Origin of the sequence: Nonomuraea roseoviolacea subsp. carminata (assembly GCF_024172185.1) — a bacterium.
Lineage (GTDB): Bacteria > Actinomycetota > Actinomycetes > Streptosporangiales > Streptosporangiaceae > Nonomuraea > Nonomuraea roseoviolacea.
On record NZ_JAMZEC010000001.1, the window covers coordinates 6444252 to 6469401 of the forward strand.

At 72.5% G+C, this 25150-nt stretch carries 24 protein-coding genes; 15 read left to right on the top strand and 9 right to left on the bottom strand.

What is annotated here, in order from left to right:
* Positions 1 to 36: 36 nt before the first annotated feature.
* Complete coding sequence (locus HD595_RS29805; RefSeq protein WP_253774756.1) at positions 37 to 1080, bottom strand: S8 family serine peptidase; 1044 nt, start codon at positions 1078 to 1080, stop codon at positions 37 to 39.
* 222 nt (positions 1081 to 1302) lie between these two features.
* On the opposite strand from HD595_RS29805, the gene HD595_RS29810 reads away from it, so the two are divergent.
* Positions 1303 to 2487 carry a hypothetical protein gene (locus tag HD595_RS29810; RefSeq protein WP_253774757.1) on the top strand — a complete coding sequence of 395 codons (1185 nt, stop codon included), beginning with the start codon at positions 1303 to 1305 and terminating at the stop codon, positions 2485 to 2487.
* A gap of 3 nt (positions 2488 to 2490) precedes the next feature.
* Here the strand turns inward: HD595_RS29810 and HD595_RS29815 are convergent, their stop codons facing one another.
* From HD595_RS29815 to HD595_RS29825, 3 genes are read right to left on the bottom strand one after another with little or no spacing between them, the layout of a single operon-like run.
* Positions 2491 to 3771: a D-arabinono-1,4-lactone oxidase gene (locus HD595_RS29815; RefSeq protein ID WP_253774758.1), complete on the bottom strand. Its 1281-nt coding sequence runs from the start codon at positions 3769 to 3771 to the stop codon at positions 2491 to 2493.
* A 42-nt stretch (positions 3772 to 3813) separates the two neighbouring features.
* A complete protein-coding gene (locus HD595_RS29820) occupies positions 3814 to 4587 on the bottom strand; it encodes a polysaccharide deacetylase family protein (protein ID WP_253774759.1) in 774 nt (257 codons plus the stop codon).
* 55 nt (positions 4588 to 4642) lie between these two features.
* Entirely contained in the window at positions 4643 to 5845 is a 1203-nt protein-coding gene (locus HD595_RS29825; protein ID WP_253774760.1) for an MFS transporter, read from the bottom strand.
* Positions 5846 to 5936: 91 nt separating this feature from the next.
* Between HD595_RS29825 and HD595_RS29830 the strand changes: the two genes are divergently transcribed.
* A complete protein-coding gene (locus tag HD595_RS29830; protein WP_253774761.1) occupies positions 5937 to 7136 on the top strand; it encodes a lytic transglycosylase domain-containing protein in 1200 nt (399 codons plus the stop codon).
* Positions 7137 to 7158: 22 nt separating this feature from the next.
* Here HD595_RS29830 and HD595_RS29835 read toward each other — a convergent pair whose 3' ends face one another.
* Positions 7159 to 8115, bottom strand: coding sequence for a ferrochelatase (locus HD595_RS29835; protein WP_253774762.1), 957 nt, complete (start codon positions 8113 to 8115; stop codon positions 7159 to 7161).
* Between the two features lie 114 nt (positions 8116 to 8229).
* Here HD595_RS29835 and HD595_RS29840 point away from each other — a divergent pair, with 114 nt between their 5' ends.
* Together HD595_RS29840 and HD595_RS29845 are read left to right on the top strand one after the other, a co-directional pair.
* The gene (locus HD595_RS29840; RefSeq protein WP_253774764.1) at positions 8230 to 10218 is read left to right on the top strand and encodes a S9 family peptidase; all 1989 of its coding nucleotides are present in this window, start codon (positions 8230 to 8232) and stop codon (positions 10216 to 10218) included.
* The gene (locus tag HD595_RS29845) at positions 10218 to 11006 is read left to right on the top strand and encodes an inositol monophosphatase family protein (protein ID WP_253774766.1); all 789 of its coding nucleotides are present in this window, start codon (positions 10218 to 10220) and stop codon (positions 11004 to 11006) included. The genes HD595_RS29840 and HD595_RS29845 overlap by 1 nt, the downstream gene beginning before the upstream one ends.
* 87 nt (positions 11007 to 11093) lie before the next feature.
* On the opposite strand, the gene HD595_RS29850 is transcribed toward HD595_RS29845, so the two are convergent.
* Positions 11094 to 11258, bottom strand: a complete 165-nt coding sequence (locus tag HD595_RS29850; protein WP_253774768.1) for a hypothetical protein — start codon at positions 11256 to 11258, stop codon at positions 11094 to 11096.
* A 232-nt stretch (positions 11259 to 11490) separates the two neighbouring features.
* Here HD595_RS29850 and HD595_RS29855 point away from each other — a divergent pair, with 232 nt between their 5' ends.
* The 5 genes from HD595_RS29855 to HD595_RS29875 all read left to right on the top strand — a co-directional run bounded on the left by HD595_RS29855 (position 11491) and on the right by HD595_RS29875 (position 16778).
* Positions 11491 to 12144, top strand: a complete 654-nt coding sequence (locus HD595_RS29855) for a response regulator transcription factor (RefSeq protein WP_253774770.1) — start codon at positions 11491 to 11493, stop codon at positions 12142 to 12144.
* An 88-nt stretch (positions 12145 to 12232) separates the two neighbouring features.
* Positions 12233 to 13501: a sensor histidine kinase gene (locus HD595_RS29860; RefSeq protein ID WP_253781361.1), complete on the top strand. Its 1269-nt coding sequence runs from the start codon at positions 12233 to 12235 to the stop codon at positions 13499 to 13501.
* 283 nt (positions 13502 to 13784) lie between these two features.
* A complete protein-coding gene (locus tag HD595_RS29865) occupies positions 13785 to 14084 on the top strand; it encodes a DUF4193 domain-containing protein (RefSeq protein ID WP_020542847.1) in 300 nt (99 codons plus the stop codon).
* An 88-nt stretch (positions 14085 to 14172) separates the two neighbouring features.
* On the top strand, positions 14173 to 15105 hold the full coding sequence (locus HD595_RS29870; protein ID WP_308211268.1) for a hypothetical protein: 933 nt from the start codon (positions 14173 to 14175) through the stop codon (positions 15103 to 15105).
* A 236-nt stretch (positions 15106 to 15341) separates the two neighbouring features.
* Positions 15342 to 16778, top strand: coding sequence for an alpha,alpha-trehalose-phosphate synthase (UDP-forming) (locus HD595_RS29875; protein ID WP_253774772.1), 1437 nt, complete (start codon positions 15342 to 15344; stop codon positions 16776 to 16778).
* On the opposite strand, the gene HD595_RS29880 is transcribed toward HD595_RS29875, so the two are convergent.
* Positions 16708 to 16995 (bottom strand): DUF4235 domain-containing protein, encoded by a 288-nt coding sequence (locus HD595_RS29880; RefSeq protein WP_253774774.1) that lies wholly within the window; start codon positions 16993 to 16995, stop codon positions 16708 to 16710. The genes HD595_RS29875 and HD595_RS29880 overlap by 71 nt on opposite strands.
* A gap of 109 nt (positions 16996 to 17104) precedes the next feature.
* Between HD595_RS29880 and valS the strand changes: the two genes are divergently transcribed.
* The 6 genes from valS to HD595_RS29910 all read left to right on the top strand — a co-directional run bounded on the left by valS (position 17105) and on the right by HD595_RS29910 (position 23288).
* Positions 17105 to 19594 carry a valine--tRNA ligase gene (valS, locus tag HD595_RS29885; RefSeq protein WP_253781363.1) on the top strand — a complete coding sequence of 830 codons (2490 nt, stop codon included), beginning with the start codon at positions 17105 to 17107 and terminating at the stop codon, positions 19592 to 19594.
* Positions 19595 to 19676: 82 nt separating this feature from the next.
* Positions 19677 to 20882, top strand: coding sequence for an AI-2E family transporter (locus HD595_RS29890; RefSeq protein ID WP_253774776.1), 1206 nt, complete (start codon positions 19677 to 19679; stop codon positions 20880 to 20882).
* 196 nt (positions 20883 to 21078) lie between these two features.
* Complete coding sequence (dut, locus tag HD595_RS29895; protein WP_253781364.1) at positions 21079 to 21510, top strand: dUTP diphosphatase; 432 nt, start codon at positions 21079 to 21081, stop codon at positions 21508 to 21510.
* Positions 21511 to 21560: 50 nt separating this feature from the next.
* The gene (locus HD595_RS29900; RefSeq protein ID WP_253774778.1) at positions 21561 to 22202 is read left to right on the top strand and encodes a DUF3710 domain-containing protein; all 642 of its coding nucleotides are present in this window, start codon (positions 21561 to 21563) and stop codon (positions 22200 to 22202) included.
* A 29-nt stretch (positions 22203 to 22231) separates the two neighbouring features.
* On the top strand, positions 22232 to 22615 hold the full coding sequence (locus HD595_RS29905; RefSeq protein ID WP_253774781.1) for an OB-fold nucleic acid binding domain-containing protein: 384 nt from the start codon (positions 22232 to 22234) through the stop codon (positions 22613 to 22615).
* Positions 22616 to 22619: 4 nt separating this feature from the next.
* On the top strand, positions 22620 to 23288 hold the full coding sequence (locus tag HD595_RS29910) for a DUF3159 domain-containing protein (protein ID WP_253774783.1): 669 nt from the start codon (positions 22620 to 22622) through the stop codon (positions 23286 to 23288).
* A 443-nt stretch (positions 23289 to 23731) separates the two neighbouring features.
* Here HD595_RS29910 and HD595_RS29915 read toward each other — a convergent pair whose 3' ends face one another.
* Both HD595_RS29915 and HD595_RS29920 read right to left on the bottom strand, forming a co-directional pair.
* Positions 23732 to 24391: a potassium channel family protein gene (locus tag HD595_RS29915; protein WP_253774786.1), complete on the bottom strand. Its 660-nt coding sequence runs from the start codon at positions 24389 to 24391 to the stop codon at positions 23732 to 23734.
* Positions 24391 to 25056, bottom strand: a complete 666-nt coding sequence (locus tag HD595_RS29920; protein WP_175588328.1) for a potassium channel family protein — start codon at positions 25054 to 25056, stop codon at positions 24391 to 24393. The genes HD595_RS29915 and HD595_RS29920 overlap by 1 nt, the downstream gene beginning before the upstream one ends.
* Between the last annotated feature and the right edge of the window lie 94 nt (positions 25057 to 25150).

Sequence of the window (25150 nt, forward strand, 5' to 3'; positions counted from 1 at the left end):
ATGTGACGCCGGTCACATTTGTCGTTTCCATCCTTTTCAGAGCCCGCCGGTCCGGAGAGTCCTCGACGGATTCTGGCGAATGGCGGCCGTTCCCGCCGTCCACTTCGGCCAAGAGGCGGAACTGGACGGCCAGGTGGAGGGATGGAGCCCCGGATCAGGGAGGTCGCCGGAGCGGGTGGCCCGGTCGTGGGGGCGCAGGTTCCGGATGGCGGCGGCGGCCTCCTCGGGGCTCGTCGCGACGGGGACGCCGGAGCGGGCGAGCCGCCGCACGGCCGTGTCGAGCGTCGCCGATCCCGTGGCGGGCGACGTCGAGTTCGTGGCGGGCGTCGCCGGTCCCGTGGCGGGTGACGTCGAGCCCGTGGTGCGCGGGTGCGGGGGTGTGCTGGTGACCCCGAGCACGGCGACGGCGGGTTCGCGGGCGTGCCTGCGCACCCAGTCGAGCCCGGCGATCGTGTCCGAGAGGCTGCCGGTCGGGCCGCAGCCCAGCACCCGCACCGAGGCGATCCCGGCCCGCGGCGCCACCCCGTGCTCCCGCCCGGCGACCAGGCGCGCCGCGCGCGTGCCATGGCCGGTGCAGTCGTCCCCGGTGCCGCCCGTGGCGTCGAACGCGTGCCAGGCCCGGTCCCCGAACTCCTCCCGGTTCACCTCCACACCGCTGTCCACCAGGTACACCGTCACTCCGCCGCCGTCCCCGGAGGCATTCCCCGGCGTGGCCTCCCGTTCCGGAAGCGGCCAGGTCGGCACGTCCGGCTCGACGGCCCGTACACGCGAGTCGGCGCGCAGCTCACTGACCTCGGCGGCGGTCAGCCACGTCGCGAACCCCGGCAGCGCCGCCGTGTAGTACCGCCGCACCCGCCAGCGCACCTCGCCGACGAGGTCACGCGCGGCGGCCCGGTCCCGCGCCGTCACGATGTACGGGCGGGCGTTCTCGACCGGGACGGGGCGGCCGGCCACTCCCGAGGCGGGCGTCATCGCGGGGGACGCCACCGTGGCGGCGGCCGTCGCCACGGCCGCGGCGACGTACACGAACCGGACACGGAACGCCGACCTCACCCGGAAGGCGGATCTGACGCGGATCACGTGCCGGACACACGAGACGGGCCGAACACGGAAGAGGGAGCCACGCGTGCACGTCAGGGGGACACGCGGGTCGACGCGCTCGAAGCGCGGGCCGGATCGTCGGGGCACGAGCCCTGAGGGTGCCTGTCACCCACGTCACAGGAACAACAGGACACGCGCTCGCGTCTATTCACAGGAAGCTCTTTACCTAACGCATGACGAGAGAGAGGACTGATCCGAGGCATGGGCGGCGAGCAGCGGAAGTTCGAGCTGAGCGTGCCGCAGATCGGGGGAAGCGCCCTCGCGTCCGTGACGGCCGCGGTGGCGGCGTCCTACCTGGGGGTCGCGGGAACGGTGATAGGCGCCGCCGTGGTCAGCGTGGCCAGCACGGTCGGCACCGCCGTCTACACGCACTACCTCAAGCAGACCGGCGACCAGGTCATCCGGCGCACGTCGATCGTCCGGCGCCGCCAGGAGTGGGAGGACGAGGAGCGGCAGGACGCCCGGCAAGGAGCGCTCGCCACAGCCGTTCAGGCCACCGCTGTTCAGGCCACCGCTGTTCAGGTCGCCGCCGTTCAGGCGACGGCCGCCGAAGCCGGGGCGAATGACGCGACCGTGGTGATGCCGCCCGTCACCGCCTCCGCCACGCCGTCCTCCGCCACGCGTTCCTTCGCGGCGCTCCCGTCCGCCACGCGTTCCTCCGCGGCGCCCCCGTCCGCCACGCGTTCCTCCGCGGCGCCCCCGTCCGCCACCGAGGCGACCGCGCCCCTTCCCGCGCAGGCCGCCGGCGAGACCGCGGTCCTTCCCGCCCAGGTCGCCGCCGAGACCGCGCCCCTCCCCGCGCGACCCGCCGCCGAGACCGCGCTGCTCCCCGCGCAGGCCGCCCCCGAGACCGCGGTCCTTCCCGCGCAGCCCGGCGGCACCGTCACCCCCACCCCCGCCCCCACTCGTGCCTCTCTGCGGCGCGTGCCGGCCTGGGGAAAGGTGGCCGCCGCCGCGGGCGTGGTGTTCGGGGTGAGCATGGGCAGCATCCTCGCCTACCAGGGCCTCGCCCACACGACCGTCCACGAGCAGCTCACCGGCCAGGTGCCCGCCGCCGAGCGGAAGGTCGCGCCGGTACGCCGGGACAAGACCGACCACGACCCCGCCCCACGGGCCACCGCGCCCGCGCCCACCCGGGCCGAGAGCACCGCCGAGCCGGGAACGCCCACCCCGAGCCCCACGCCGACGCCGTCCCGCACCCGGGCCACGAGCACCGCCACGACCACACCCACCTCTGCCCCGACCGGCCCGACGGCCACGCGCACCCAGAGCGGCCCGGCCCGGCCGACCGAGTCCGCCACGAGCGCGCCGCCGGAGGAGCCCACCGAGCCGGACGTGGGGCAGGAGGAGCCGCGGCCCGACACCGACGAGGTCATCCCGCAGTGAGGGTCAGGGGCCGAGGACCTGGTCCAGGTAGTCGTTGGCGAACAGCCGGTCCGGGTCGAGCCGGTCGCGCAGCGCCACGAAGTCCGCGAAGCGCGGATAGACGCCCTTCAGGTACGCGGCGTCCCGCGTGTGCAGCTTGCCCCAGTGCGGCCGCCCGCCCAGCCGGACCATGATCTCCTCGACGCCCTCGAAGTACGCCGGGTGCGGGGTCGGCCGGTACATGTGGCAGGCGATGTAGCCCGTCGCCCGCCCGTACGCGGTGGACAGCCACGCGTCGCTCGGCGGCGACACCCGCACCTCCACCGGGAAGGTGATCTTCCAGTCCATCCGGTCGACCAGGTCGCGCGTCTCGCGCAGGGCCTGGGCGAGGTGCTCGCGCGGCACGGCGTACTCCATCTCCAGGAACCGCACGTCGCGCCGTGAGGTGAAGACCCGGTAGGAGGCGTCGACCGCCTCGGAGTCGCCGAGCGCCGCCGCGCTGACGGCGTTGATGCGCGGGATCAGCCCGGGGAAGCGGGCGCCGGTGGCGCAGGCGGCGCCGAACAGGGTGTTCTCCAGGAAGACGTTGTCCAGCCAGTGCTTGAACGCGCCAGGAGGGCTGGCCGGGCCCGGGTCGCGGTTGTTGGTCTTGACCAGGCAGGTGTCGGTGTGCGGCAGCCAGAAGAAGTCGAGGTGCTCGTTGCCGGCGGTGATCTGGTCGAGCGTGCCGAGGATGCCGGTCAGGGTGGCCCGACGGCGCCGGTTGCGCAGCAGGAACGCGGGCTCCACCCGGAACGTCACGGCGGTCAGCACGCCGAGCGCCCCGAGCCCGACCCGGGCGGCGTCGAACAGGTCGTCGCCGGGGACGGCCGTGGCCAGGGAGCCGTCGGCGAGCACCAGCTCCAGCTCGGTGACCTGGTCGGCGAGCCCCCCGCTGTCGCGGCCCGTGCCGTGGGTGCCGGTCTGGATGGCGCCGGCGACGGTCTGCTCGGTGATGTCGCCCATGTTGGCCAGGGCCAGGCCGCGCTCGTGCAGCAGCTCGTTGAGGAGCTTGAGCGGCGTGCCGGCGAGCACGGTGACCCGGTCGCCGTCGAAGGAGCGCACGCCGGTGAGCGCCGTGGGCCGCAGCAGGAGGCCGTCGGTGAGGGCCACCCCGGTGAAGGAGTGGCCCGTTCCGACCATGCGGACGCGCCGCCCGGCCGCGGCGGCGTCGCGCACCGCGCGCGCGACCTCGTCCGCCGAGGCGGGCGTGCGCACCTCGTGAGGGGTGACCGACTGGTTGCGTGCCCAGTTCGTGAAGACCATGGACGCCCCTCCGAGGCTCGTTCCGTCAAACGTGAACGATACTCAGTTTTCCCAGCCCTCCGGAAGCGGGAAGGCGTCACCGGGCTGGAGATTCTGCCGCTTCACGATGTCGGACACCGTGACCAGGTGGTAGCCCTTGCCCTGCAGCGTCTTGATGAGCGACGGCATGGCGTCCACGGTCTGCTTCACCCAGTCGTGCATGAGGATGATGCCGTCCTGCTGGGCCACCGCGAGCGTCTGCTTCTCGATGGCGCCGACGTTCTTGGTGTCCCAGTCGCGGGAGCCGGCCGTCCAGAGGATGATCGGCATGTCGAACTCGGCGGCGACCTCGGAGACCTGGATGTCGGCCAGCCCGTACGGCGGGCGCAGCAGCTTGGGCTCGACGCCCGCCGCCTTCTTCACGGCGTCCTGGGTCTTCTGGATCTCGGACCGGATGGCCGCCGGTTCGAGCTTGGTGAAGTCAGGATGCGTGTAGCTGTGGTTGCCGACGTCGTGGCCCTCCTGGACCATGCGCTTGACGAAGGCCGGGCGGGCCTTGACGTACTGGCCCTCCAGGAAGAACGTCGCCTTGGCGTCGTACTTCTTGAGCGTGTCGAGGAGCTTGCCCGCGTACTTGCCGGGACCGTCGTCGAAGGTCAGCGCGAGGCACTTGACCTGCTCGCAGTCCACCGGCGTCTTCTTGGCGGCCGGCTTCTTGGCGGCCACCGCCGGCTTGGGGGCCGGCGTGGGGGTCGGGGTCTGGGCCAGCGCGGGCACCGGTGTCAGCGCGAGCGTGACAACCGCGATGGCCAGGAGTGAGCTCTTTTGTCGGGACATAACGAAACGTATCCAATGTGAAGGGTGTTGCGAGGGATGTCCCGACGTTATCGGATCAGCTCTCGGCCGGTGAAGCCGCTTCGGGAAGTCTCAGCAAACCCGAACCTGCCGCGCCCACGAGCGCGGCGAAGAGCGCGGCGGCCAGAGCGAAGAGGTACGCGTCCGACGCGCCGACCGACTCGGTGAGCCGGCCGCCCGCCCACGCGCCGAGCGCCACCCCGAACCCGATGGAGGTGGAGATCCAGGCCATCCCCTCCGTGAGCAGGGACGGCGGCACCAGCCGCTCGGTCAGCGAGAAGCCCGTGATGAGCGTCGGCGAGATCGCCAGCCCGGCCAGGAAGAGGAAGCCCGCCATGACCCACGGGGCGCCGATGAACGTCAGCGGCGTCAGCCCCGCCACGAACACCGCCAGCGCCCGCAGGAACCGCCCGCGCAGCGAGATCCGCCAGTGCCGCGACCCGAACCACAGGCCCGACACCATCGACCCGCCCGCGAACGCCGCCAGCAGGAACCCGGCCGCGCCCTTCACGCCGTGCTCCTCGGCGAACGCCACCGTGATCAGGTCCACCGAGCCGAACACCGCGCCGAGCCCCAGGTAGACGCAGGCCAGCAGGGCGACGCCGGGGATGAGGATGGGCGTGCCGCCGCCGCCCCGGACGGGCTGGACCGGCGGCTGCGTGCTGCGCTGCCCGGCCAGCGCCAGCGACCCGCCGAGCATGCACACCAGCGCCACCGCCAGCCCCGCGAACGGGTTGATCTCGGTGGCGAGGACCGTGACCAGCGCCGGACCCGTCACGAAGATCACCTCGTCCACCACCGACTCGAACGCGAACGCCGTGTGCAGCCGCGGCGAGCCGCCGTGCAGGGCCGACCAGCGGGCCCGCACCATCGAGCCGAGCGACAACGAGGTGGCCCCCACCAGCAGCGCCGCGGCGTACAGCGTCCACTCGGGCAGGCGGAGACCCGCGCTCAGCATGAGCGCGGCCAGCGCCAGCGCGTTGAGCGAGGCGAACGGGGCGATGACGCGCGTCTGGCCGAAGCGGTCCACGAGCCGCCCGCTCATCGGGGCGGCGACCGCGAAGGAGAGGTTCGTGGTGGCGGCCACGGCGCCGGCCGTGGCGTACGACTCGGTCAGGCCCGAGACCAGCAGCACGATGCCGATGCCGAGCATGGACATCGGCATCCGGCCGACGAACCCGGCCAGCACGAATCCCTTGACGCCGGGCCCGTCGAACAACCCCCGGTAAGGCCCGACCACCTCATACCCTCCTGTCGTCGCCGCCCACCTTGGCACGGCGGATGTCCGTTCGGCACCGGATTTTCCCGCCGATTCGGCTAACGTGTCCCGCGTGTCCGATCTTCCCCTCCGCTCCACGCTCCTCGTGGCGGCCACCGTCGCCGTCCTGACGGCGCTCGGCGGGGGAGTGGCCGTGCTGCTCGGCGGAGACCCGCACGACGTCGCGGCCCGCGAGCCCGTCCGGCAGGCCCGCCTCGGCGAACGGCAGCAGGTACGCCTCGACCAGCTCGTACCCACCACCGCGCCCGTCAGCAGCGACACCGGCCAGGCGACCGGCGGCCCCGGCGTGACCGTGACGCCGCCCAGCCTGATCGCCATCGCCCGCGCCGAGGTGCCCAAGCGCGTCCGCCTCGCCCTGGCCAAGGTCAAGCACGTGGAGAAGGTCGCCGTCGTGGACGCGGGCGCCGTCCAGGTGTCCGGGACGCCGCTCAACCTGCTCGCCGTGGACCCCGTCGTCTTCCGGTCGTGGACGCCGAAGGCCGTCGCCGCGCACCCGGGCGTCTGGAGCGCCGTCGGCCGCGGCGAGATGGTCGCCGACGCCGCCGCCACCCGCCGGCTGGGCCTCACCCTGGGCGCGGAGTACCAGGTGGACGGCGGGCCGCGGCTGCGCGTCGCCGCGTCGGCCACGCTCGGCCTGCGCGGCGTGGACGGCCTGGTGAGCACCGAGCGCGGCCAGGAGCTGCGGATGGCCCGCGGCGTCGCGGTGCTGCTGCACGGCAGGGGCGCGATCAGCCGGGCGAGCGTGCGCAGGCTGCTCGGCGCCGGCTCGCAGGTCGTCTCCCTCGTCCCGGAGAAGAGGAAGAAGGTCCGCACCCCCGCCACCGCCCCCACCGCCGGGGCGCCCACGACCGGCCCCGCCACCGGCGGCCGCCCGTCCAGCTACCTGGAGCTGTACAAGCGGTCGGCCACCCGCTGCCCCGGCCTGTCGTGGACGGTGCTGGCGGCCATCGGCCAGGTCGAGAGCTCGCACGGCCGCAACAACGGGCCGTCCAGCGCCGGGGCGCTCGGGCCGATGCAGTTCATGCCCGCCACCTGGAAGGTGTACGGCGTGGACGGCGACGGCGACGGCAAGGCCGACATCTGGAGCCCCTACGATGCGGTCCCGGGAGCGGCCAACTACCTGTGCGCGAACGGCGCCGGCAAGGGCGGCCAGAAGCTGCGCAAGGCGATCTGGTTCTACAACCACTCCTGGGGCTACGTGAACAAGGTCATGGGCGTCGCCGAGGGGTACGCCCGCGCCTACGCGTCCTGACGGGCGGCGGGGCCGGGCGCTCCTAGCGCCCGGCGGGGGCCGGGCGGACCGGCGCCGGGCAGCAGGTCAGCGGGCACGGCACCGGCTCGGGCTCGTCCATGAGCTCGCGCACCATCCGCACGAACGCGGGATGCGTGCCGGCCGTCGCCGCCCGCTCCATGGGCAACCCCAGCTCGGCGGCCACCTGCCGGGCCTCCGTGTCGAGGTCGTAGACGACCTCCATGTGGTCGGAGACGAACCCGATCGGCACCAGCACCACGGCCGGGGCGTCGAGCTTGCGCAGGTGGTCGCACACGTCGGGCTCCAGCCACGGCACCTGCGGCGGGCCGCTGCGCGACTGCCACACCAGGTCCCACGGCTCGGTGCGGCCGAGCGCCCGGCTGACCAGCTCGGCGGAGCGGCGCAGCTGCGCCTCGTACAGGCCGCCCTCGGGCCCGGCGGTGCGGGCCATGCTCACCGGGATGCTGTGCGCCGTGAACACCAGCCGCGCGTCGTCGCGGCCCAGCCGGTCGAGGGCCTGGCGGGTGTGGTCGGCCATCGCCTCGACGAACCCCGGGTGGTCGCCGTAGTGCCGCATCTTGACCAGCTCGGGGCCGTCGTCGAGGGAGATGCGCGCGATGTCCTCGTAGTACTGCCGGCAGCTCGAGTAGCCGGCGAACGCCGAGGTGGCGAACACCGCCGCCCGGCGGACGCCGTCGTCCCGCATCCGCCGCACCGTGTCCTCGCCGAACGGGTGCCAGTTGCGGTTGCCCCAGTAGACCGGCACGCCCGCGACCGGGCGCAGCGCCTCGACCAGCTCGCGGTTCTGCTCATTGATCGGGCTGACCCCGCCGAAGCCCAGGTAGTGCTCGGCCACCTCCAGCAGCCGCTCGCGCGGCACGCCACGGCCCCGCACCACGTTCTCCAGGAACGGCATGACGTCGTCGGGACCCTCGGGCCCGCCGAAGGAAAGCACCAGAAGCGCGTCGTAGTTCCCCACGTGCAAACCTTATGCCCGAGCGCACTCGGTCCCCCCCGCGAGGGAAGGCGGCGGGGGTGAGCGACCGAGCAGCCTCCGCGAAGTGGAGGCGAGGAGACGGGTAGGGTCGGTCGGGTGAGCGCTTTCAACGACATTCGTGACTACGTGGCCATCCCCCGGGTTCTCTCACTGAAGCTCTCGCCGGACGGATCCCGGCTCGTCTCCGTCGTCCAGTCGCTCAACCCCGACGGCAAGTCGTACGGCACCGCGCTCTGGGCGGTCCCGGTCGACGGCGAGCCGTACCGCCTGACGCGCTCGTCCAAGGGCGAGAGCTCGGCCGCGTTCACCGACGCGGGTGACGTGCTGTTCACCTCCTCCCGCCCCGACCCCACGGTCAAGGACGCCGGTGAGGAGGTGCCGGCGCTGTGGCTGCTGCCGCGCGGCGGCGGCGAGGCGCGGCAGGTGGCCGCGCGGCCCGGCGGCATCGCGTCGTTCCGCACCGCGGGCGACGTCGTGGTGTTCGCCTCGGACGTGTTCGACGGCGAGGAGGCGACCGAGGAGGAGCGCCGCAAGGCGCGCAAGGACGCCGGGATCAGCGCGATCCTGCACGAGGGCTACCCGGTGCGCTTCTGGGACCACGACCTCGGCCCCGGCCGCACCCGGCTGTTCGCCGGCCGGCTCGGCGCCGACCGGCTGGAGGACGTCCGCGAGCTGACGCCCGACGCGGGCGAGGCGCTGCGCGACGCCGCGTTCGACCTGACGCCGGACGGCGCGACGGTGGTGACGACCTGGCGGCTGGCGCTGCCGCGCGGCGAGATGCGCACCGAGCTGGTCGCGATCGACGTGGCCACCGGCGAACGGCGCGTGCTGTTCGGCGACGAGGCCCACGACTTCGGCGGCCCGGTCGCGGTCTCGCCCGACGGCACGCGGGTCGCCTGCACGCGCGACCGGCTCACCGCGCTGGAGGTGTCGGCCCGCTCCGAGCTGTGGGTCGGCGACCTGGCCACCGGTGAGGGTCACGTCCCCGCGCCCGACCTGCTGTTCCCGGCGGACGTGGAGTGGGCGCCCGACTCCTCGGCCGTCTATGTCGCCGCCGACCACCAGGGCCGCCGCCCGGTCTTCCGCGTCGCGCTGGGCGACGGCTCCGGCGAGGCCGTCCGGGTCACCGGCGACGACGCCTCGTACCTCGGGCTGAACGCCTCGGCCGACGGCCGGTTCCTGTACGCGCTGCGCAGCGGCGTGGGCGCCGCGCCGGGCCCGGCCCGCATCGACCCGGCGCAGGCCGAGATCGCCGACCTGCCGTCGCCCGCGCCCCGCCCGGAGCTGCCCGGCACGCTCACCGAGGTCTCCGCGACCGCCGACGACGGCGCGACGATCCGCGGCTGGCTCGCCCTGCCGGAGGGCGTCTCGGCCGCCGACCCCGCGCCGCTGGTGGTGTTCATCCACGGCGGCCCGCTCGGCTCCTGGAACGACTGGCAGTGGCGCTGGCAGTCGTGGATCATGGCCGCGCACGGCTACGCCGTCCTCATGCCCGACCCGTGCATGTCCACCGGTTACGGCCAGGACATGATCGACCGCGGCTGGGGCGACTGGGGCCCGCGCACCATGGCCGACCTGGAGGCGATCGTGGACGTCGCCGTGGCCAGGGACGACATCGACGCCGAGCGGACCGCCGCGATGGGCGGCTCCTTCGGCGGCTACATGGCCAACTGGGTGGCCGGCCACACCGACCGCTACAAGGCGATCGTCACCCACGCCTCCCTGTGGAACCTCGACCAGTTCGCCGGCACCACCGACGCCGCGATGTACTGGCAGCGCGAGTTCGGCCCGGTCGGCTCCGAGCGGTACGCCAAGCTGTCGCCCCACCTGTCGCTGGGCGAGATCCGCACCCCCATGCTCGTCATCCACGGCGACAAGGACTACCGGGTGCCGATCGGCGAGGCGCTGCGCCTGTGGTGGGACCTCCAGCGCAGCGAGGTCGAGGCCAAGTTCCTCTACTTCCCCGACGAGAACCACTGGATCCTCAAGCCCGGCAACGTCGTGGCCTGGTACGAGACCGTCCTCGCCTTCCTCGCCCAGCACGTGCTCGGTGAGGAGTGGAAGCGGCCGGAGTCGGTGGCCTGATGCGGGAGTTCGCACGGCTGGCCGAGGACATCGCGCGTGAGGCGGGCGACATGCTGCTCGCCAAGCGGCCGACGATGTCGGAGGTCGTCGAGACCAAGTCCAGCCCCACGGACGTGGTCACCACGCTCGACACGGCGTCCGAGCGGCTGATCCGCTCCCGCATCCAGGAGGCCAGGCCCGGCGACCGGGTCCTCGGCGAGGAGGGCGGCGAGGCGGGCGGCGACTCCGGGGTGCGCTGGATCGTCGATCCCATCGACGGCACGGTCAACTTCCTGTACGGCCTGCCGGAGTGGGCGGTGTCGATCGCGGTCGAGGTGGACGGCCGGGTGGTCGCGGGCGTCGTCAACGTGGTGCCGCGCGGCGAGGTGTTCACCGCGGCGCTCGGCGAGGGCGCCTGGCTCGGCGGCGAGCGGCTGCGCTGCAACACCGGCGTGCCGCTGGGACAGGCGCTGGTCGCGACCGGGTTCGGCTACGACGCCCGGCGGCGCGCCGTCCAGGGCCAGGTGCTGGCCGGGGTGCTGCCGCGGGTGCGCGACATCCGGCGCGGCGGCTCGTGCGCGGTGGACCTGTGCTCGGTGGCGGCCGGCCGGGTGGACGGCTACTACGAGCGGGGCGTCAACCGCTGGGACTACGCGGCTGCCGGGCTGGTCGCGGCCGAGGCGGGGGCGCGGGTGGGGGGCCTGAACGGCAGGCCGGCCTCTCCCGAGCTGCTGCTCTGCGCGGCGCCCGGCCTGTTCGAGGAGCTGCACGACCTGCTCGCGCCGCTCGACCCCGAACGCGACGCCTGAGCGGACCCCCGGCGCGACGCCTGACCGGCCCCGCGTGGACACGCGAACGGCCGGGACCCTTCCGGGTCCCGGCCGTTTCACGAGTGATCAGCAGGGCAAGGGAATGCCGTGATCGTCGGCCAGGCGGCGCAGGTCCTCGATCTCGGCGGTGAGGGTGTCGGCGAGGTAGTCGTCGCCGGCGCTGCGGGCCTCCTGGAGGCCCTGATAAGCCTGGTCGAGGCGGCGTTCGATCGTGGTCGTGAACTCGCCCATCTCACCTACTTTCTGCGGGGTTCGAGCTTCCCGGAGGAGAAGCGGCACCCATGACGGGCCGTGCCCTCATGGCACGGCGATGGGTGTCCCGCAGGCATACCCAGGGCCCTCGCAGTCCGAAACATGAATTCTCGGGGACGCGTCGCGGCAGGTTGGCGGCGCATGCCTTACCGTGCGCTTATCGAAGGCGTGTGCAGAATGAGTGACGAGAGTCGGAGAGAGGTGCACGGGCGTGCGAGTGCTGGTGGTTGAGGACGAGCGGGTGCTCGCCGACGCGATCGCGACCGGCCTGCGGCGCGAGGCGATGGCGGTCGACGTCGCCTACGACGGCGGCGGCGCGCTGGAGCGCACGTCCTACATCGACTACGACGTGATCGTCCTGGACCGGGACCTGCCGGTCGTCCACGGTGACGAGGTGTGCCGCCGCCTGGTGGAGCAGCGCTCGGCCTCGCGGATCCTCATGCTGACCGCCTCGGGCGACGTGGACGACAAGGTGGAGGGGCTCGGCCTCGGCGCCGACGACTACCTCGCCAAGCCGTTCGTGTTCATCGAGCTGGTCGCCCGGGTGCGCGCGCTCGGCCGCCGCTCGGCCCCGGCGCTGCCGCCGGTGCTGGAGCGGGCCGGCATCCGCCTCGACCCGGGCAAGCGGCTGGTGGAGCGCGACGGCAGGGAGGTCACGCTCACGAAGAAGGAGTTCGCGGTCCTGGAGGAGCTGCTGCGCGCCGAGGGCGCGGTCGTCAGCCAGGAGGATCTGCTGGACAAGGCATGGGACGAGAACATCGACCCGTTCACCAACGTGGTACGGGTCACCATGATGACGCTGCGCAAGAAGCTGGGCGACCCGCAGGTGATCGAGACGGTCCCCGGGGTCGGGTACAAGCTGTGACCCGTGCCTTCACGGGCGGGGGCCCGGCGAAGGGGGCGGAGTGAGCGAGAGGCCTGAGCGGCGTGAGACGGCGGTGCCCACGCACCCCATGATCAGCCCGCATTCGGAGCGCGCGGCCACCCGGCCGCACGAGGCGCCGCCGCCGAGCGGCCCGCCGGTCTGGGACGGCCCGCCGCCGCCCGAGTACGCGCCGGTCCAGCGCTCGGCGCGGGAGCGGGTGATGGGGCTGCCCGGCAAGGTCAGTATTCGCTGGCGGCTCACCCTGACCTACAGCGCGCTGTTCTTCGTGGCGGCCGCCGTGCTGCTGTTCTCCATCTATACGATCGTCGGGCGGGCGATCGACGGCGCGTGGCTGCAGCTCGACCTGACCGGTGTCGACCCGATCGACGCGGCGATCGCCCAGCGGCGGTGGAGCATCCAGCAGCAGCAGGCCGTGCACACGGCGCGCGACGCCCTGCTGAGCAGCTCCCTTCTCGCCCTCGTGGGGGTGGGCATCCTCGCCCTCATCCTCGGGTACTTCGTCGCCGACCGGGCGCTGCGTCCGGTGACGCAGATGACCGCCACGGCCCGCAAGCTGTCGGAGAGCAACCTCTCGCACCAGCGCATCGACCTGAAGGGGCCCGACGACGAGCTGAAGGAGCTGGCCGACACCTTCGACGCCATGCTCACCCGGCTCAACATCGCCTTCGACACCCAGCGCCGTTTCGTGGCCAACGCCTCCCACGAGCTGCGTACGCCGCTGACCATCAACCGGACGGTGCTGGAGATCGCCCTGTCCGACCCGGAGGCGTCGGAGGACCTCAAGGCGCTGGGCCGCACGCTGCTGGAGGTCAACGCCCGCAACGAGAAGCTCATCGAGGGGCTGCTGCTGCTGGCGCGCAGCGAGCGGGAGCTGGCGGTGCGCAAGCCGCTGGACGTCAAGGACGTGGCCACGACCGCCGTCGAGCAGGTGTCGCCGTTCGCCGAGGAGGCCGGGGTCACGATCACCACCGAGCTGGTCGGCGCGCCCACCGTGGGCGACCCGGTGCTGCTGGAACGCTCCGTCAGCAACCTGCTGGAGAACGCCGTCAAATACAACGTTCCCGAAAACGGAAAAGTCTGGATTCGGACGGGAATGGTGGACGGGGCCTTGGTTGTTCAGGTGGCCAACACCGGACAGCATGTCCCGGCGTACGAGGTGAACAGCCTGTTCGAGCCGTTCAGAAGGCTCCACGCGGACCGCGTGGACTCAGCCAAGGGAGCGGGTCTGGGCCTGTCCATCGTCCGCGCCGTGGTGCAGGCTCACGGCGGGAATGTGACCGCGGTACCGCGGGAGGGCGGAGGACTTGTGGTGACCATTCGGCTTCCGAGTCGCTGATCCGGCGTGTTGGTCGGGTGGGGGCGTCTCGTTCTTGCCGCACATGTGGTTGGATGTGCCGTCGAACACGGTGGTGCGCGACGCCAGGCTGTGCGTTTGGCCATATTTGGCTAACCATTGCCGATGGCAGAGGGCCCTGGCGTGTTGGGAGGTTCAGTGTTCGTTCAACCGGGGTACCGATGCAAAATCTCCCCGCCGGAGCGGGCACAAGACGCACCTGCCGGACGTTAGAAGACGCGCGATCCGCGCGACGACATATGGATGAGGGGGATGGAGTAGCACCATGGCTACCGACTACGACAGCCCGCGCAAGACAGACGACGACCTCGGTGAGGACAGCCTGCAGGAACTGCAGGCCAGGCGCACCGACAAGTCGTCCGGCAGCATCGACATCGACGAGACCGACCTCGCCGAGTCGCTGGAGCTGCCCGGCGCCGACCTGTCCAACGAGGAGCTCAGCCTGCGGGTGATCCCGCGCCAGGCCGACGAGTTCACCTGCTCGCGCTGCTTCCTCGTGCACCACCGCAGCCAGCTGGCCTCCGAGAAGAACGGCCAGCAGGTCTGCCGGGAGTGCGCGGCCTGACCACGGAGCGAAGGAGCTCGCCCACGGCGGCATGGAACGCCGCCGCACGGGCACCGAGCTGTCGCGACCAGAGGACGGAGGCTTCCGCGTGGCCAGACCGGACAGGCACGAGCAACACGGCGACGAGCGGCACGGCGACGAGCAGCGGGTCGACGGGCGCGTCAACGAGCACGCTGACGCGCCGTACGACCGCGACCACCGGGACCGGCACGACTCGGACCCACGGCCGGACGGCGAGCTCGCCGGCACCGACACGGAGGTCGGCGAGCTCGTCGGCAGGCTCACCGACCCCGCCGACCTGGAGCCGGCCGAGCGGCGCAGGCTGCTCGGCCGACTGGCGCGCACGATCGGCGCCGGCGGCCGGAAGGCGCGGGCCGAGGGCATCGGCCGCGGCCGCTTCCTCGCCGACCTGTTCCTCAACATCGCCCCCCGCATCCCCATCCGCGACCTCCACACCCTCTCCGAGCATCACCACGGTCTGACCGGCGAGCAGCTCGCCGACGACCTCATCCGCACCGCCCAGAAGGCCACCATGACGGTCGGCGCCATCGGCGGGGCGCTCGCCGCGGCCGAGTTCGCCGCGCCGCCCCTCCTCCTGTCGGCCCCCGCCCAGCTCGTGGCCGAGACCATCGTCGTGGCCGCCATCGAGGTCAAGCTCCTGGCCGAGCTGCACGAGGTCTACGGCGTGCGGGTCCAGGGCACCGGCGCCCAGCGCGCCGTCGCGTTCACCTCCGCCTGGGCCAAGCAGCGCGGGATCGACCCCCTCGCCCCCGCGTCCGTCACCCTGGCGCTCGGCGCGGCGACCAAGACCGCCCTGCGCAACCGCCTCATGCGCACGCTCGGCCGTCATCTGACCACACTGGGCCCGTTCCTCACCGGCGCCGTCGCCGGGGGCGCGCTCAACCGGGCGGCCACCAAGAAGCTGGGCGAGGCCATCCGCACGGACCTGCGCGGCAAGCTGCCGCCACCCGCCGAGCGCGGCAAGCTGCCGTCCCCCAAGCGCGGCAGGTCCGGCCACTAGCCGCGGCGCGGCCGAAAGACCTCCGCCGTCCGGTGTGACGGCCCATGCCCTATGTGTGTGATATGTGCGATTCGTGTTTGTTTTCGCAGGTCCTGGGCAGGGTGTGTACGCGCCGTTCCGTATGCCTGCGCATTCTCCCCGAGCGCATGGGGCGGTGATCCGGCGAACCAGGCTCGGAGGCGGGCGCCGGGAGCCGTGTGTGGCGGCTCTCGCAGAGGTGAGCCTAGGAGGACTTGGTGAGTGGCCGTAGCTCGTTCCTGATCGTGGCCAACCGGCTGCCGGTGGACCGGACGATCGAGCCCGACGGAACGGCCTCATGGCGCAGGAGCCCCGGCGGGCTCGTCACCGCCATCGCACCGGTGATGCAGCGCCGTCACGGCGCCTGGCTCGGGTGGCACGGCGCCCCCGACGAGAAGCTGGAACCGCTGGAGCAGGACGGCATGAGCCTGATCCCGGTGCCGCTGTCGGCCCGCGAGGTCGAGCTGTACTACGAGGGTTTCTCCAACGCCACGCTGTGGCCGCTCTACCACGACGTGGTCGCGCCGCCGGTCTTCCACCGCAAGATGTGGGAGGCCTACCGCGCCGTCAACCAGCGCTTCGCCACCGCCGCGGCCGAGGTCGCCGAGGAGGGCGCCGTCGTCTGGGTGCAGGACTACCAGCTCCAGCTCGTGCCCGCCATGCTCCGCAAGCTCCGGCCCGACCTGCGCATCGGCTTCTTCCTGCACATCCCGTTCCCGCCCGTGGAGCTGTTCTGGCGGCTGCCCTGGCGCAAGGACCTCGTCGAGGGCCTGCTCGGGGCCGACCTCGTCGGCTTCCAGCTCCCCGGCGGCGCGGCCAACTTCCGGCGGCTCTGCCGCCGCCTGCTCGGCCTGCCGTACAAGGGGAACGAGATCTTCCTGGAGGACCGGGTCGTCACCACCCAGGCGTTCCCCATCTCCGTGGACTTCGGCGAGCTGGACTCGCTGGTGCGCGAGCCGCACATCATCCAGCGCGCCAAGGAGATCCGCGCCGAGCTGGGCGACCCCGAGCACATGCTGCTCGGCGTGGACCGGCTCGACTACACCAAGGGCATCGGCCAGCGCCTGGAGGCGTTCGGAGAGCTGCTGGAGGAGGGGACGCTCGCGCCGAACGAGGCGGTGTTCGTGCAGATCGCCACGCCCAGCCGGGAGCGGGTCGAGGAGTACAAGCGGCTGCGCGACGACATCGAGCTCCAGGTCGGCCGGATCAACGGCGAGCACGCGATGCTCGGCCTGCAGCCGGTCCAGTACTTCCACCAGTCGTACGGCCGCGAGGAGCTGGCCGCGCTCTACCTGGCGGCCGACGTCATGGTCGTCACGCCGCTGCGCGACGGCATGAACCTGGTGGCCAAGGAGTACGTCTCCTGCCACCAGGACCTGCACGGCGCGCTGGTGCTCAGCGAGTTCACCGGGGCGGCCGACGAGCTGCGCCAGGCGTACCTCGTCAACCCGTACGACATCGATGACGTCAAGCGCCAGATGGTCGCCGCCATGCGGGCCACGCCGCACGAGCTGGCCCGGCGGATGCGCACGATGCGCCGCCGGGTCGCCACCTACGACGTGGACCGCTGGGCGAGCGAGTTCCTCACAGCGCTCGAGTCGCCTGCTGCTTCACCGACCGCCATGCCTGATAGCGCTTCTTGGCAGTCCGATTGACCACGATCTGCGCCACGGACATGCCGACGCCCATGAGCACCGCGTAACCGATCGCCTCACCCATGCTGACCTCGGGGGAGTCCGGGTCGACGGGCGGCTCCTTGCCGGTCGTCTTCACCCAGACGAACCCGAGGGCCTTGCGCGCCACCCACGCGGTCGCCAGTCCCACCAGCCCGCCGATCACCCGCCAGGCCAGGTCCGGCTTCTCATCTGTCATACGGACGTCTCCTTCCCCTGTGTAACGAACCCTAGTCTGCAACGCTGGCGTGGCCCGCGAAGCCGTAGCATATGGAGGCATGACTCAACAGCGACTACGCCATGCCACCATGCCGGAAAAACCGACACTTGACGGCTTGGAGCAGGTATGGGTAGCCCGCTGGGAGGAGGACGGCACCTACCGCTTCGACCGGTCGAAGACCCGCGAGCAGATCTACTCGATCGACACGCCGCCTCCCACCGTCTCCGGCTCCCTCCACGTGGGTCACGTCTTCTCGTACACGCACACCGACACCGTCGCCCGCTTCCGGCGGATGCGCGGGCGCGAGGTCTTCTACCCCATGGGGTGGGACGACAACGGCCTGCCCACCGAGCGTCGCGTGCAGAACCACTTCGGCGTGCGCTGTGACCCCTCGGTGCCCTACGATCCCGGCTTCACACCTCCCGCCAAGCCCGACCCCAAGCGGCAGGTGCCGATCTCGCGGGCCAACTTCATCGAGCTGTGCGAGCGGCTGACCCTCGAGGACGAGAAGGCGTTCGAGGAGCTGTGGCGCCGCCTCGGGCTGTCGGTCGACTGGTCGCTGACCTACGCCACGATCGACGGCGCCGCGCGGGCCGCCTCCCAGCGCGCGTTCCTGCGCAACCTCGCGCGCGGCGAGGCCTACCTCGCCGAGGCGCCCACCCTGTGGGACGTCACCTTCCGCACCGCCGTCGCGCAGGCCGAGCTGGAGGACCGCGAGTGGCCGGGCGCCTTCCACCGCGTCTCCTTCTACGGCGAGAAGGGGCCGATCTGGATCGAGACCACCCGGCCCGAGCTGATCCCCGCGTGCGTGGCGCTGGTCGCCCACCCCGACGACGAGCGCTACCAGCCGCTGTTCGGCACGAGCGCGCTCTCCCCGCTGTTCGGCGTCGAGGTGCCGGTCCTCGCCCACCACCTGGCCGAGCCCGACAAGGGGTCGGGCATCGCGATGATCTGCACGTTCGGCGACCTCACCGACGTCACCTGGTGGCGCGAGCTGGGGCTGCCCACCCGGCCCGTCATCGGGCGCGACGGCCGGCTGCTGCCCGAGCCCCCGGAGGGCGCCGAGCGCGAGCCGTACGAGGAGCTGGCCGGCAAGACCGTCCACAGCGCCCGCGAGCGCATCGTCGAGCTGCTGCGCGAGTCCGGCGACCTCGACGGCGACCCGCGCCCGGTCCAGCGGACGGTCAAGTTCTACGAGAAGGGCGACCGGCCCCTGGAGATCGTCACCACCCGCCAGTGGTACATCCGCAACGGCGGGCGCGACGCCGAGCTGCGCGAGCGGCTGCTGGCCCGCGGCTCGGAGCTGCGCTGGCACCCGGCCCACATGCGGGTCCGCTACGACAACTGGGTGCAGGGCCTGGCCGGCGACTGGCTGATCTCCCGGCAGCGCTTCTTCGGCGTGCCGTTCCCCGTCTGGTACCCGCTGGACGACGCCGGCGAGCCCGACTACACCCGGCCGCTGCTGCCGCCCGAGGAGATCCTGCCGGTCGACCCGTCCTCCCAGGTCCCCGACGGCTACACCGAGGACCAGCGGGGCAAGCCCGGCGGGTTCGTCGGCGACCCCGACGTCATGGACACCTGGGCCACGTCCTCGCTCACGCCGGAGATCGCGGGCGGCTGGGAGCGCGACCCCGACCTGTTCTCCCGCGTCTTCCCCATGGACCTGCGCCCGCAGGCCCACGAGATCATCCGCACCTGGCTGTTCTCCACCGTGGTCCGGGCGCACCAGGAGTTCGGCACGCTGCCGTGGAGCGACGTGGCCATCTCCGGGTGGATCCTCGACCCCGACCGCAAGAAGATGTCCAAGTCCAAGGGCAACGTCACGACGCCGCTCGGGCTGCTGGAGGAGTACGGCTCCGACGCGGTCCGCTACTGGGCGGCCAGCGGCCGGCCCGGCACCGACACGGCCTTCGACACCGGGCAGATCAAGGTCGGCCGGCGGCTGGCCATCAAGATCCTCAACGCGTCGAAGTTCGTGCTCGGCTTCCCCGCCGCCGACGGCGAGGTGACCGAGCCGCTCGACCTGTCCATGCTGGCCGCGCTGGCCGACGTGGTCGACGAGGCCACCCGGGCGTTCGAGGACTACGACTACACCCGGGCGCTGGAGGCCGCCGAGCGGTTCTTCTGGTCGTTCTGCGACGACTACCTCGAACTGGTCAAGGCCCGCGCCTACGAGTCCGACGCGGCGGCGGCCTCCGCGCACGCGGCGCTGCGGCGGGCGCTCGACGCGCTGCTGCGGCTGTTCGCGCCGTTCCTGCCGTTCGTCACCGAGGAGGTGTGGTCCTGGTGGCGCGACGGCTCCGTCCACCGCGCCGCCTGGCCGGCCGCCGAACGCGGTGCCGGCGACCCGGCCGTGCTGGCCGTGGCCTCCGAGGTGCTGCGGCGCGTCCGCAAGGCCAAGTCCGAGGCCAAGCTGTCCATGCGCGCCGAGGTGGCCCGCCTCACCGTGACCGGGCCCGAGGCCGGGCTGGTGCGCCTGGCGCAGGACGACCTGTGCGGCGCGGGCAACGTCGAGGAGTTCGTGCTGGACGACGGGCCCGCGTTCACGGTCGAGGTGGTGCTGGGGGAGACCGCCTGAGGCCGCCGCCGGCGACGGCTCCGGGATGCGCCCGATCGCTTATCGGCGCGCATCCCGGCGCCGGACGTGCCAGTCTGGGGGTGTGCTGAGAGACCGCCCCACCAAGCTCGTGCCTCCCGTGCTGGCCAGGATGGCCGCGTGGTCGGGCTGCCTGATCCTCGTCGGCGTGGTGGTCTACTACTTCGCGCAGGGTGTCGGGCGGCTCAGCTTCGTCGCCCTGCCCGTGGCCATCGCCCTCCTGCTGACCGCGCTGCTGTTCCCGCTCACCAACAGCCTGCGCGAGGCCGGGATGCGCCCCATCTACGCCACCTGGCTCACCATGCTGGTCGCGCTGGCCATCCTGGTCGGCACCGGCTGGCTGGTCGGGGCCCGCGCCACCGAGGAGTTCCCCAACCTCGTCGAGCAGGTCCAGGCGACCTCCCGCGACGTGCAGAACTGGCTGATCACCGGCCCGCTGCACCTCAAGGAGGCGCAGATCACCGGCTACGTCGACGAGATCGCGAACATGGTCAACACCCAGCGCACCGCCATCACCGGCACGGTGCTGACCGCGGGCGCCGTCGCCTTCGAGGTGCTCGCCTCGATCGTGCTGCTGCTGTTCGTCACGTTCTTCCTGCTCAAGGACGGCGACCGGATCTGGTCGTGGTTCCTGCGGGCGTTCGGGGAGATGGCGCCGCGGGTCGACCGCGCCGGCCGCGCGGCGTGGACCACGCTCTCCCACTACGTGCAGGGCACCGTGGCCGTCGCCGCCGTCCACGGCCTCATCATGGGCATCGTGCTGGCCGGCATGGGCGTGCCGCTGTGGGCGCCGCTGGCCGTGCTCATCTTCTTCGCCAGCTTCATCCCCATCGTCGGCATCTTCTTCGCCGGCACGGTCGCCACGCTGGTCACGCTGGGCGCCAAGGGCCCGGTGTACGCGCTGATCTTCCTCGCCATCCTCGTGGTCGAGCAGCAACTGGAGAACCACGTGCTCCAGCCGCTGATCGTCGGCCGGGCCCTCAACTTCCACCCGCTGGCCATCATCATCGTCCTCGCGGTGGGCGGCATCCTCGGCGGCATCGCCGGGGCAGCGGTCGCCGTGCCCGTCGCGGCGGTGATCTACCGGGCGCTGCCCGAGCTGCGCCACGACCAGCCCGCCCTGCCGCCGGGCGAACACGCGGACGAGGACGTGGGGGAGGGGCCGCCGCCGGAGCCCGCCGCGCCGCGCCCCCGCCGTGCCGCCGCACCGGCCGCACCGGCCGCACCCGCCGGAGCCGATCGCGGCGAAAGGCCGGCCGACACCGAGTAACCTCGTCACTCGTGACCCGTACCGCCTGGACCACGCCGTGGTGTGACCGCATCTGCGCCGGAAGGGCGTACCTTGAGGCTGAGGGGCGCATCAGTGCCCCGCAGCACCACGACGAGGTGAACCCGTGACCGCGACCGACCGCGACGCGGCGGGCCCCCGGCCCGCCCCTCCCACGGAGGCCCCGGCCGCGCCCACGCTGGAGATCCTCATCCAGCGGCTCGACCCCGGCCTGCCGCCGCCCGCCTACGCCCACCCGGGCGACGCGGGCGCCGACCTGCACGCCGCGTGCGACGCCGAGCTGAAGCCCGGCGAGCGCGCCGTGGTGCCGACCGGTGTCGCCATCGCGCTGCCGGAGGGTTACGCCGCGTTCGTCCATCCACGCTCGGGCCTGGCCGCCCGGCACGGTGTCACTCTGGTCAACGCGCCCGGCACGGTCGACGCCGGCTACCGGGGCGAGATCAAGGTGACGATGATCAACACCGACGCCAGGGAGCCGTTCCTCGTGCGGCGCGGCGACCGGATCGCCCAGCTCGTCGTCCAGCGGGTGGAGCGGGCCGCCTTCCGCGAGGTGGCGCGGCTCCCCGAGTCGGCGCGCGGAGCCGGCGGGTTCGGCTCGACGGGGCGCTGACCGGGGGCCGAGCAGGGTTCACAGAACGCTGAACAGGGAGAGTGAGAGACGTGTTCCGACGCCGTCGTCGCGAGCAGCCGGAGCAGGCGGCGGCCGACGCCGCGGCCCCGGCCGAGCCCACCCGCGAGTCCGGCCCGTGGGACTCCGACGAGCCCCACCCCGACCACGACCGGATCGACCTCGGCGGCCTGCGGCTGCCGCACAACCCCGACTTCGACGTACGGCTGGCCTCCGTCGGCGACCAGCACATCGGCGTCGTCGTCATCCACGGCGACAGCACGCTGCAACTGCAGGGGCTGGCCGCGCCCAAGTCCATGGGCCTGTGGGACGAGGTCAAGACCAAGATCACACAGCAGGTGCCGGCCCTGGAGGAGCGTGAGGGCCCGTTCGGCGCCGAGCTGCGCGGCGAGGTCACCGCCGACGGCCAGACCCGCCAGGCCCGCTACCTCGGGATCGACGGGCCCCGCTGGTTCCTGCTGGCCGTCGTCCACGGCCCGGCCGCCGCCGACGAGTCGGCCGCGGAGCCCTTCCTCGACTTCCTGCGCGACGTCGTCGTCGTCCGCGGCACCGAGCCGATGGCCCGCGAGGAGCCCATCGTCCTTCGCCGTCCCAACGAGCACGGCGCGCAGAGCGACGACCGGCCGGGCTTCAACCCGTTCCGGCGCGGACCTGAGATCAGCGAGATTCGCTGACGACCTCCCATCGCATAGGCTGATTCATCATGACTACGGCAGGGACTCCCAAACGGGGGTTGCGCGGGTTCTTCAGTCGGCTGGCATCCCCCCAGTCCGAGATCGAGGCGCAGATGCTGCGCGAGGACGCCGAGCAGACGGGCGCGACGCCGATCGCCTCGTGTGGCGGCAGGCGCCGGTTCTGCGTGGCCGGTACGCTACGTACGGTGACGCTGCGGCCGAGGGGCGGCGCCCCCGCGCTGGAGGCGGAGCTCTACGACGGGTCCGACGTGATCGACCTCGTCTGGCTCGGCCGCCGCAGGATCGCCGGCATCGAGCCCGGACGCGTCGTCAAGGCCGAGGGCCTGGTGAGCGTGCAGGACGGCCGCAAGGTGATGTTCAATCCGCGATACGAGCTGCGCCCAGGGAGTTGATCAGGTGAAGGCCGAGGCCGGAGACGCCGCCCACGACACCGTGGAGGCGGCGGTTCGCGCCCAGCTCGCCAAGGCGTTCGGCGGCGTGCGGGGCATCATCGAGGCGGCGGTGCCGACGGCCGCGTTCACGCTGGCCTGGATCACCACCGAGGAGCTGAAGCTCTCGCTGATCATCAGCGTCTCGCTGTCGGTGCTGCTGCTCCTCGCGCGGGTCCTCCAGCGCTCGACGCCGCAGTTCGTGATCAACAGCCTGATCGGCATCGCGATCGGCGCGTTCTTCGCCAGCCGCACCGGCGACGCCAAGGACTACTTCCTGCCCGGCATCCTGTGGAACGGCGCCTACGCCGTGGCCATGCTGCTGTCGATCGTCGCCCGGTGGCCCGTGGTCGGGTTCCTCATCGGCTCGGTGACGGGCGACCCGACCGGGTGGCGCCAGGATCCGGGCGTCGTCCGGCTCTGCTCGCGGCTGACCTGGCTGCTGCTGATCCCTTGTGTGGTGCGGGTCGCGGTGCAGCTCCCCGTCTACCTGTTCGGCGGCGGGGACGAGGCGGTGGCGGCGCTGGGCGTGGCCAAGATCGCCATGGGCTGGCCGCTGCAGATCGCGGCGCTGGCGGCCATGGTGTGGATGCTCGGCCGCGGCCGCACTCCGATCAACCCCGTGGCCCCGGCCTGAGCCTCCCCGGCCTGATCCTCCGCGGCCCGGGTCCGGGCCGCGAGACCTCAGGGGCGAGGCCGGGGGCCCCATGCCCCCGTGGCGGGGACCCCCGGCCTCTTCTCGGAGGCGGCGGCTCGCAGGACGATGCCGTGGGCTCCTGACCGGTCGTCGCCGGTCTCCGGAGCCGGGCACGCCACGACGCTAGCCCGGCGGGGCGGCTGGGCGCGTCGGCGCGGGGTTTGAATCGCGGGTCATCTTTCCGCGGTACGCGGGTCGACCGAACGACTGACCCGTCTTTCCGTGGTACGCGTGCCGACTGGACGACTGACCCGTCTTTCCGCGGTACGTGTGTCGACCGGACGACTGACGCCGTCCTCGTTCGGCGACGGGCCGGCCGTCCGGGCGCCGGCGAGGGCGCCCGGGGCGGTGCCGACGGCGCCGCTGGGGTGGCGGCGCCGGGGTCAGTGCTGCGACAGCAGGTGGGCGAGCTCCTGCTCCACCTCCTGGGTGGCCACGAACAGCAGCTCGTCCCCCGCCTCCAGAGGGTCGTCGTCGGACGGCACCAGCACCCGCCCCTCGCGCAGGATCGCCACGAGCGCCGAGTCGGCCGGCCACGGCACCGAACCGGCCCGCTGGCCCACCACGGGCGCGTCCTCGGCGAGCGTGAGCTCCACCAGGTTGGCCTGCCCCTGCCGGAACGTCAGCAGGCGCACCAGGTCGCCGACGCTCACCGCCTCCTCGACGAGGGCGCTCAGCAGGCGCGGCGTCGAGACGGCGACGTCCACGCCCCACGACTCGTTGAACAGCCACTCGTTGTTGGGGTGGTTGATCCGGGCGACCACGCGCGGCACGCCGTACTCGGTCTTGGCCAGCAGCGACACGACCAGGTTGACCTTGTCGTCACCGGAGGAGGCGACGACGACGTGGCAGTTGTTGAGGCCCGCCTCGTCGAGCGAGGCGATCTCGCAGGCGTCGGCCAGCAGCCACTCGGCCCGCGGCACGCTGTCGATCTTGATGGCCCTCGGGTCGACGTCGATGAGGAGGACCTCGTGGCCGTTCTCCAGCAGCTCGGCGGCGATGGAGCGGCCCACGGCCCCGGCCCCCGCGATGGCGACGCGCATCAGTCGTCCTTCTCCGGTGCGGCGGCCAGCACCTTGTTGATCCGGTCCATGTCGTTCTCGGCGCCGATCACGTGCAGGATGTCGCCCTCCTGCAGCACGGTGTCGTCCGCGACGACCAGCGACTCGCCCATCCGGTTGATGAACGCGGCCCGGCACCGCGCCCTGGGCTCCAGGTCGACGGCGCGCGTGCCGATCCACGACGGGTGGACGGGCACCTCGGCCAGGACGACGCGGCCGGTCGGGTCGCGCCACAGCGGCTCGGCGCCCTCCGGCAGGACCCGCCGCAGGATCTGGTCGGCCGTCCAGCGCACGGTCGCCACCGTGGGGATGCCCAGGCGCTGGTAGACCTCGGCCCGCCGGGGGTCGTAGATGCGGGCCACGACGTTGTCGACGCCGAAGGTCTCGCGCGCCACCCGGGCGGAGATGATGTTGGAGTTGTCGCCGCTGGAGACGGCCACGTACGCGGCGGCGGACTCGATGCCCGCGTCGGTGAGCACGTCGCGGTCGAACCCGATGCCCGTCACCCGCCGGCCGCGGAACCCCGCCCGCAACCGGCGGAAAGCCTGCGGGTCGCGGTCGATGATCGCGACCGAATGGCCGCCGTCCTCGAGGATGTGGGCCAGGGTCGAACCGACCCGCCCACATCCCATGATCACTATATGCATACTCCCCCGCATCTCGCGGTCGGCCGGTTGCTCGACACCAGTATGGCCTGATAGGGGAGCGCTCCGATGCGTGGCCATATCGGAGACTAGGCTC

Coding starts and splice junctions, on each gene's coding strand:
- HD595_RS29915 (WP_253774786.1), bottom strand. CDS start 24,391: ATGCGCGTCGCCATCGCGGGGGCCGGGGCCGTGGGCCGCTCCATCGCC.
- HD595_RS29920 (WP_175588328.1), bottom strand. CDS start 25,056: ATGCATATAGTGATCATGGGATGTGGGCGGGTCGGTTCGACCCTGGCC.
- HD595_RS29820 (WP_253774759.1), bottom strand. CDS start 4,587: ATGTCCCGACAAAAGAGCTCACTCCTGGCCATCGCGGTTGTCACGCTC.
- HD595_RS29850 (WP_253774768.1), bottom strand. CDS start 11,258: ATGGGCGAGTTCACGACCACGATCGAACGCCGCCTCGACCAGGCTTAT.
- HD595_RS29860 (WP_253781361.1), top strand. CDS start 12,233: ATGATCAGCCCGCATTCGGAGCGCGCGGCCACCCGGCCGCACGAGGCG.
- HD595_RS29815 (WP_253774758.1), bottom strand. CDS start 3,771: ATGGTCTTCACGAACTGGGCACGCAACCAGTCGGTCACCCCTCACGAG.
- HD595_RS29810 (WP_253774757.1), top strand. CDS start 1,303: ATGGGCGGCGAGCAGCGGAAGTTCGAGCTGAGCGTGCCGCAGATCGGG.
- valS (WP_253781363.1), top strand. CDS start 17,105: ATGCCGGAAAAACCGACACTTGACGGCTTGGAGCAGGTATGGGTAGCC.
- HD595_RS29905 (WP_253774781.1), top strand. CDS start 22,232: ATGACTACGGCAGGGACTCCCAAACGGGGGTTGCGCGGGTTCTTCAGT.
- HD595_RS29865 (WP_020542847.1), top strand. CDS start 13,785: ATGGCTACCGACTACGACAGCCCGCGCAAGACAGACGACGACCTCGGT.
- HD595_RS29880 (WP_253774774.1), bottom strand. CDS start 16,995: ATGACAGATGAGAAGCCGGACCTGGCCTGGCGGGTGATCGGCGGGCTG.
- HD595_RS29845 (WP_253774766.1), top strand. CDS start 10,218: ATGCGGGAGTTCGCACGGCTGGCCGAGGACATCGCGCGTGAGGCGGGC.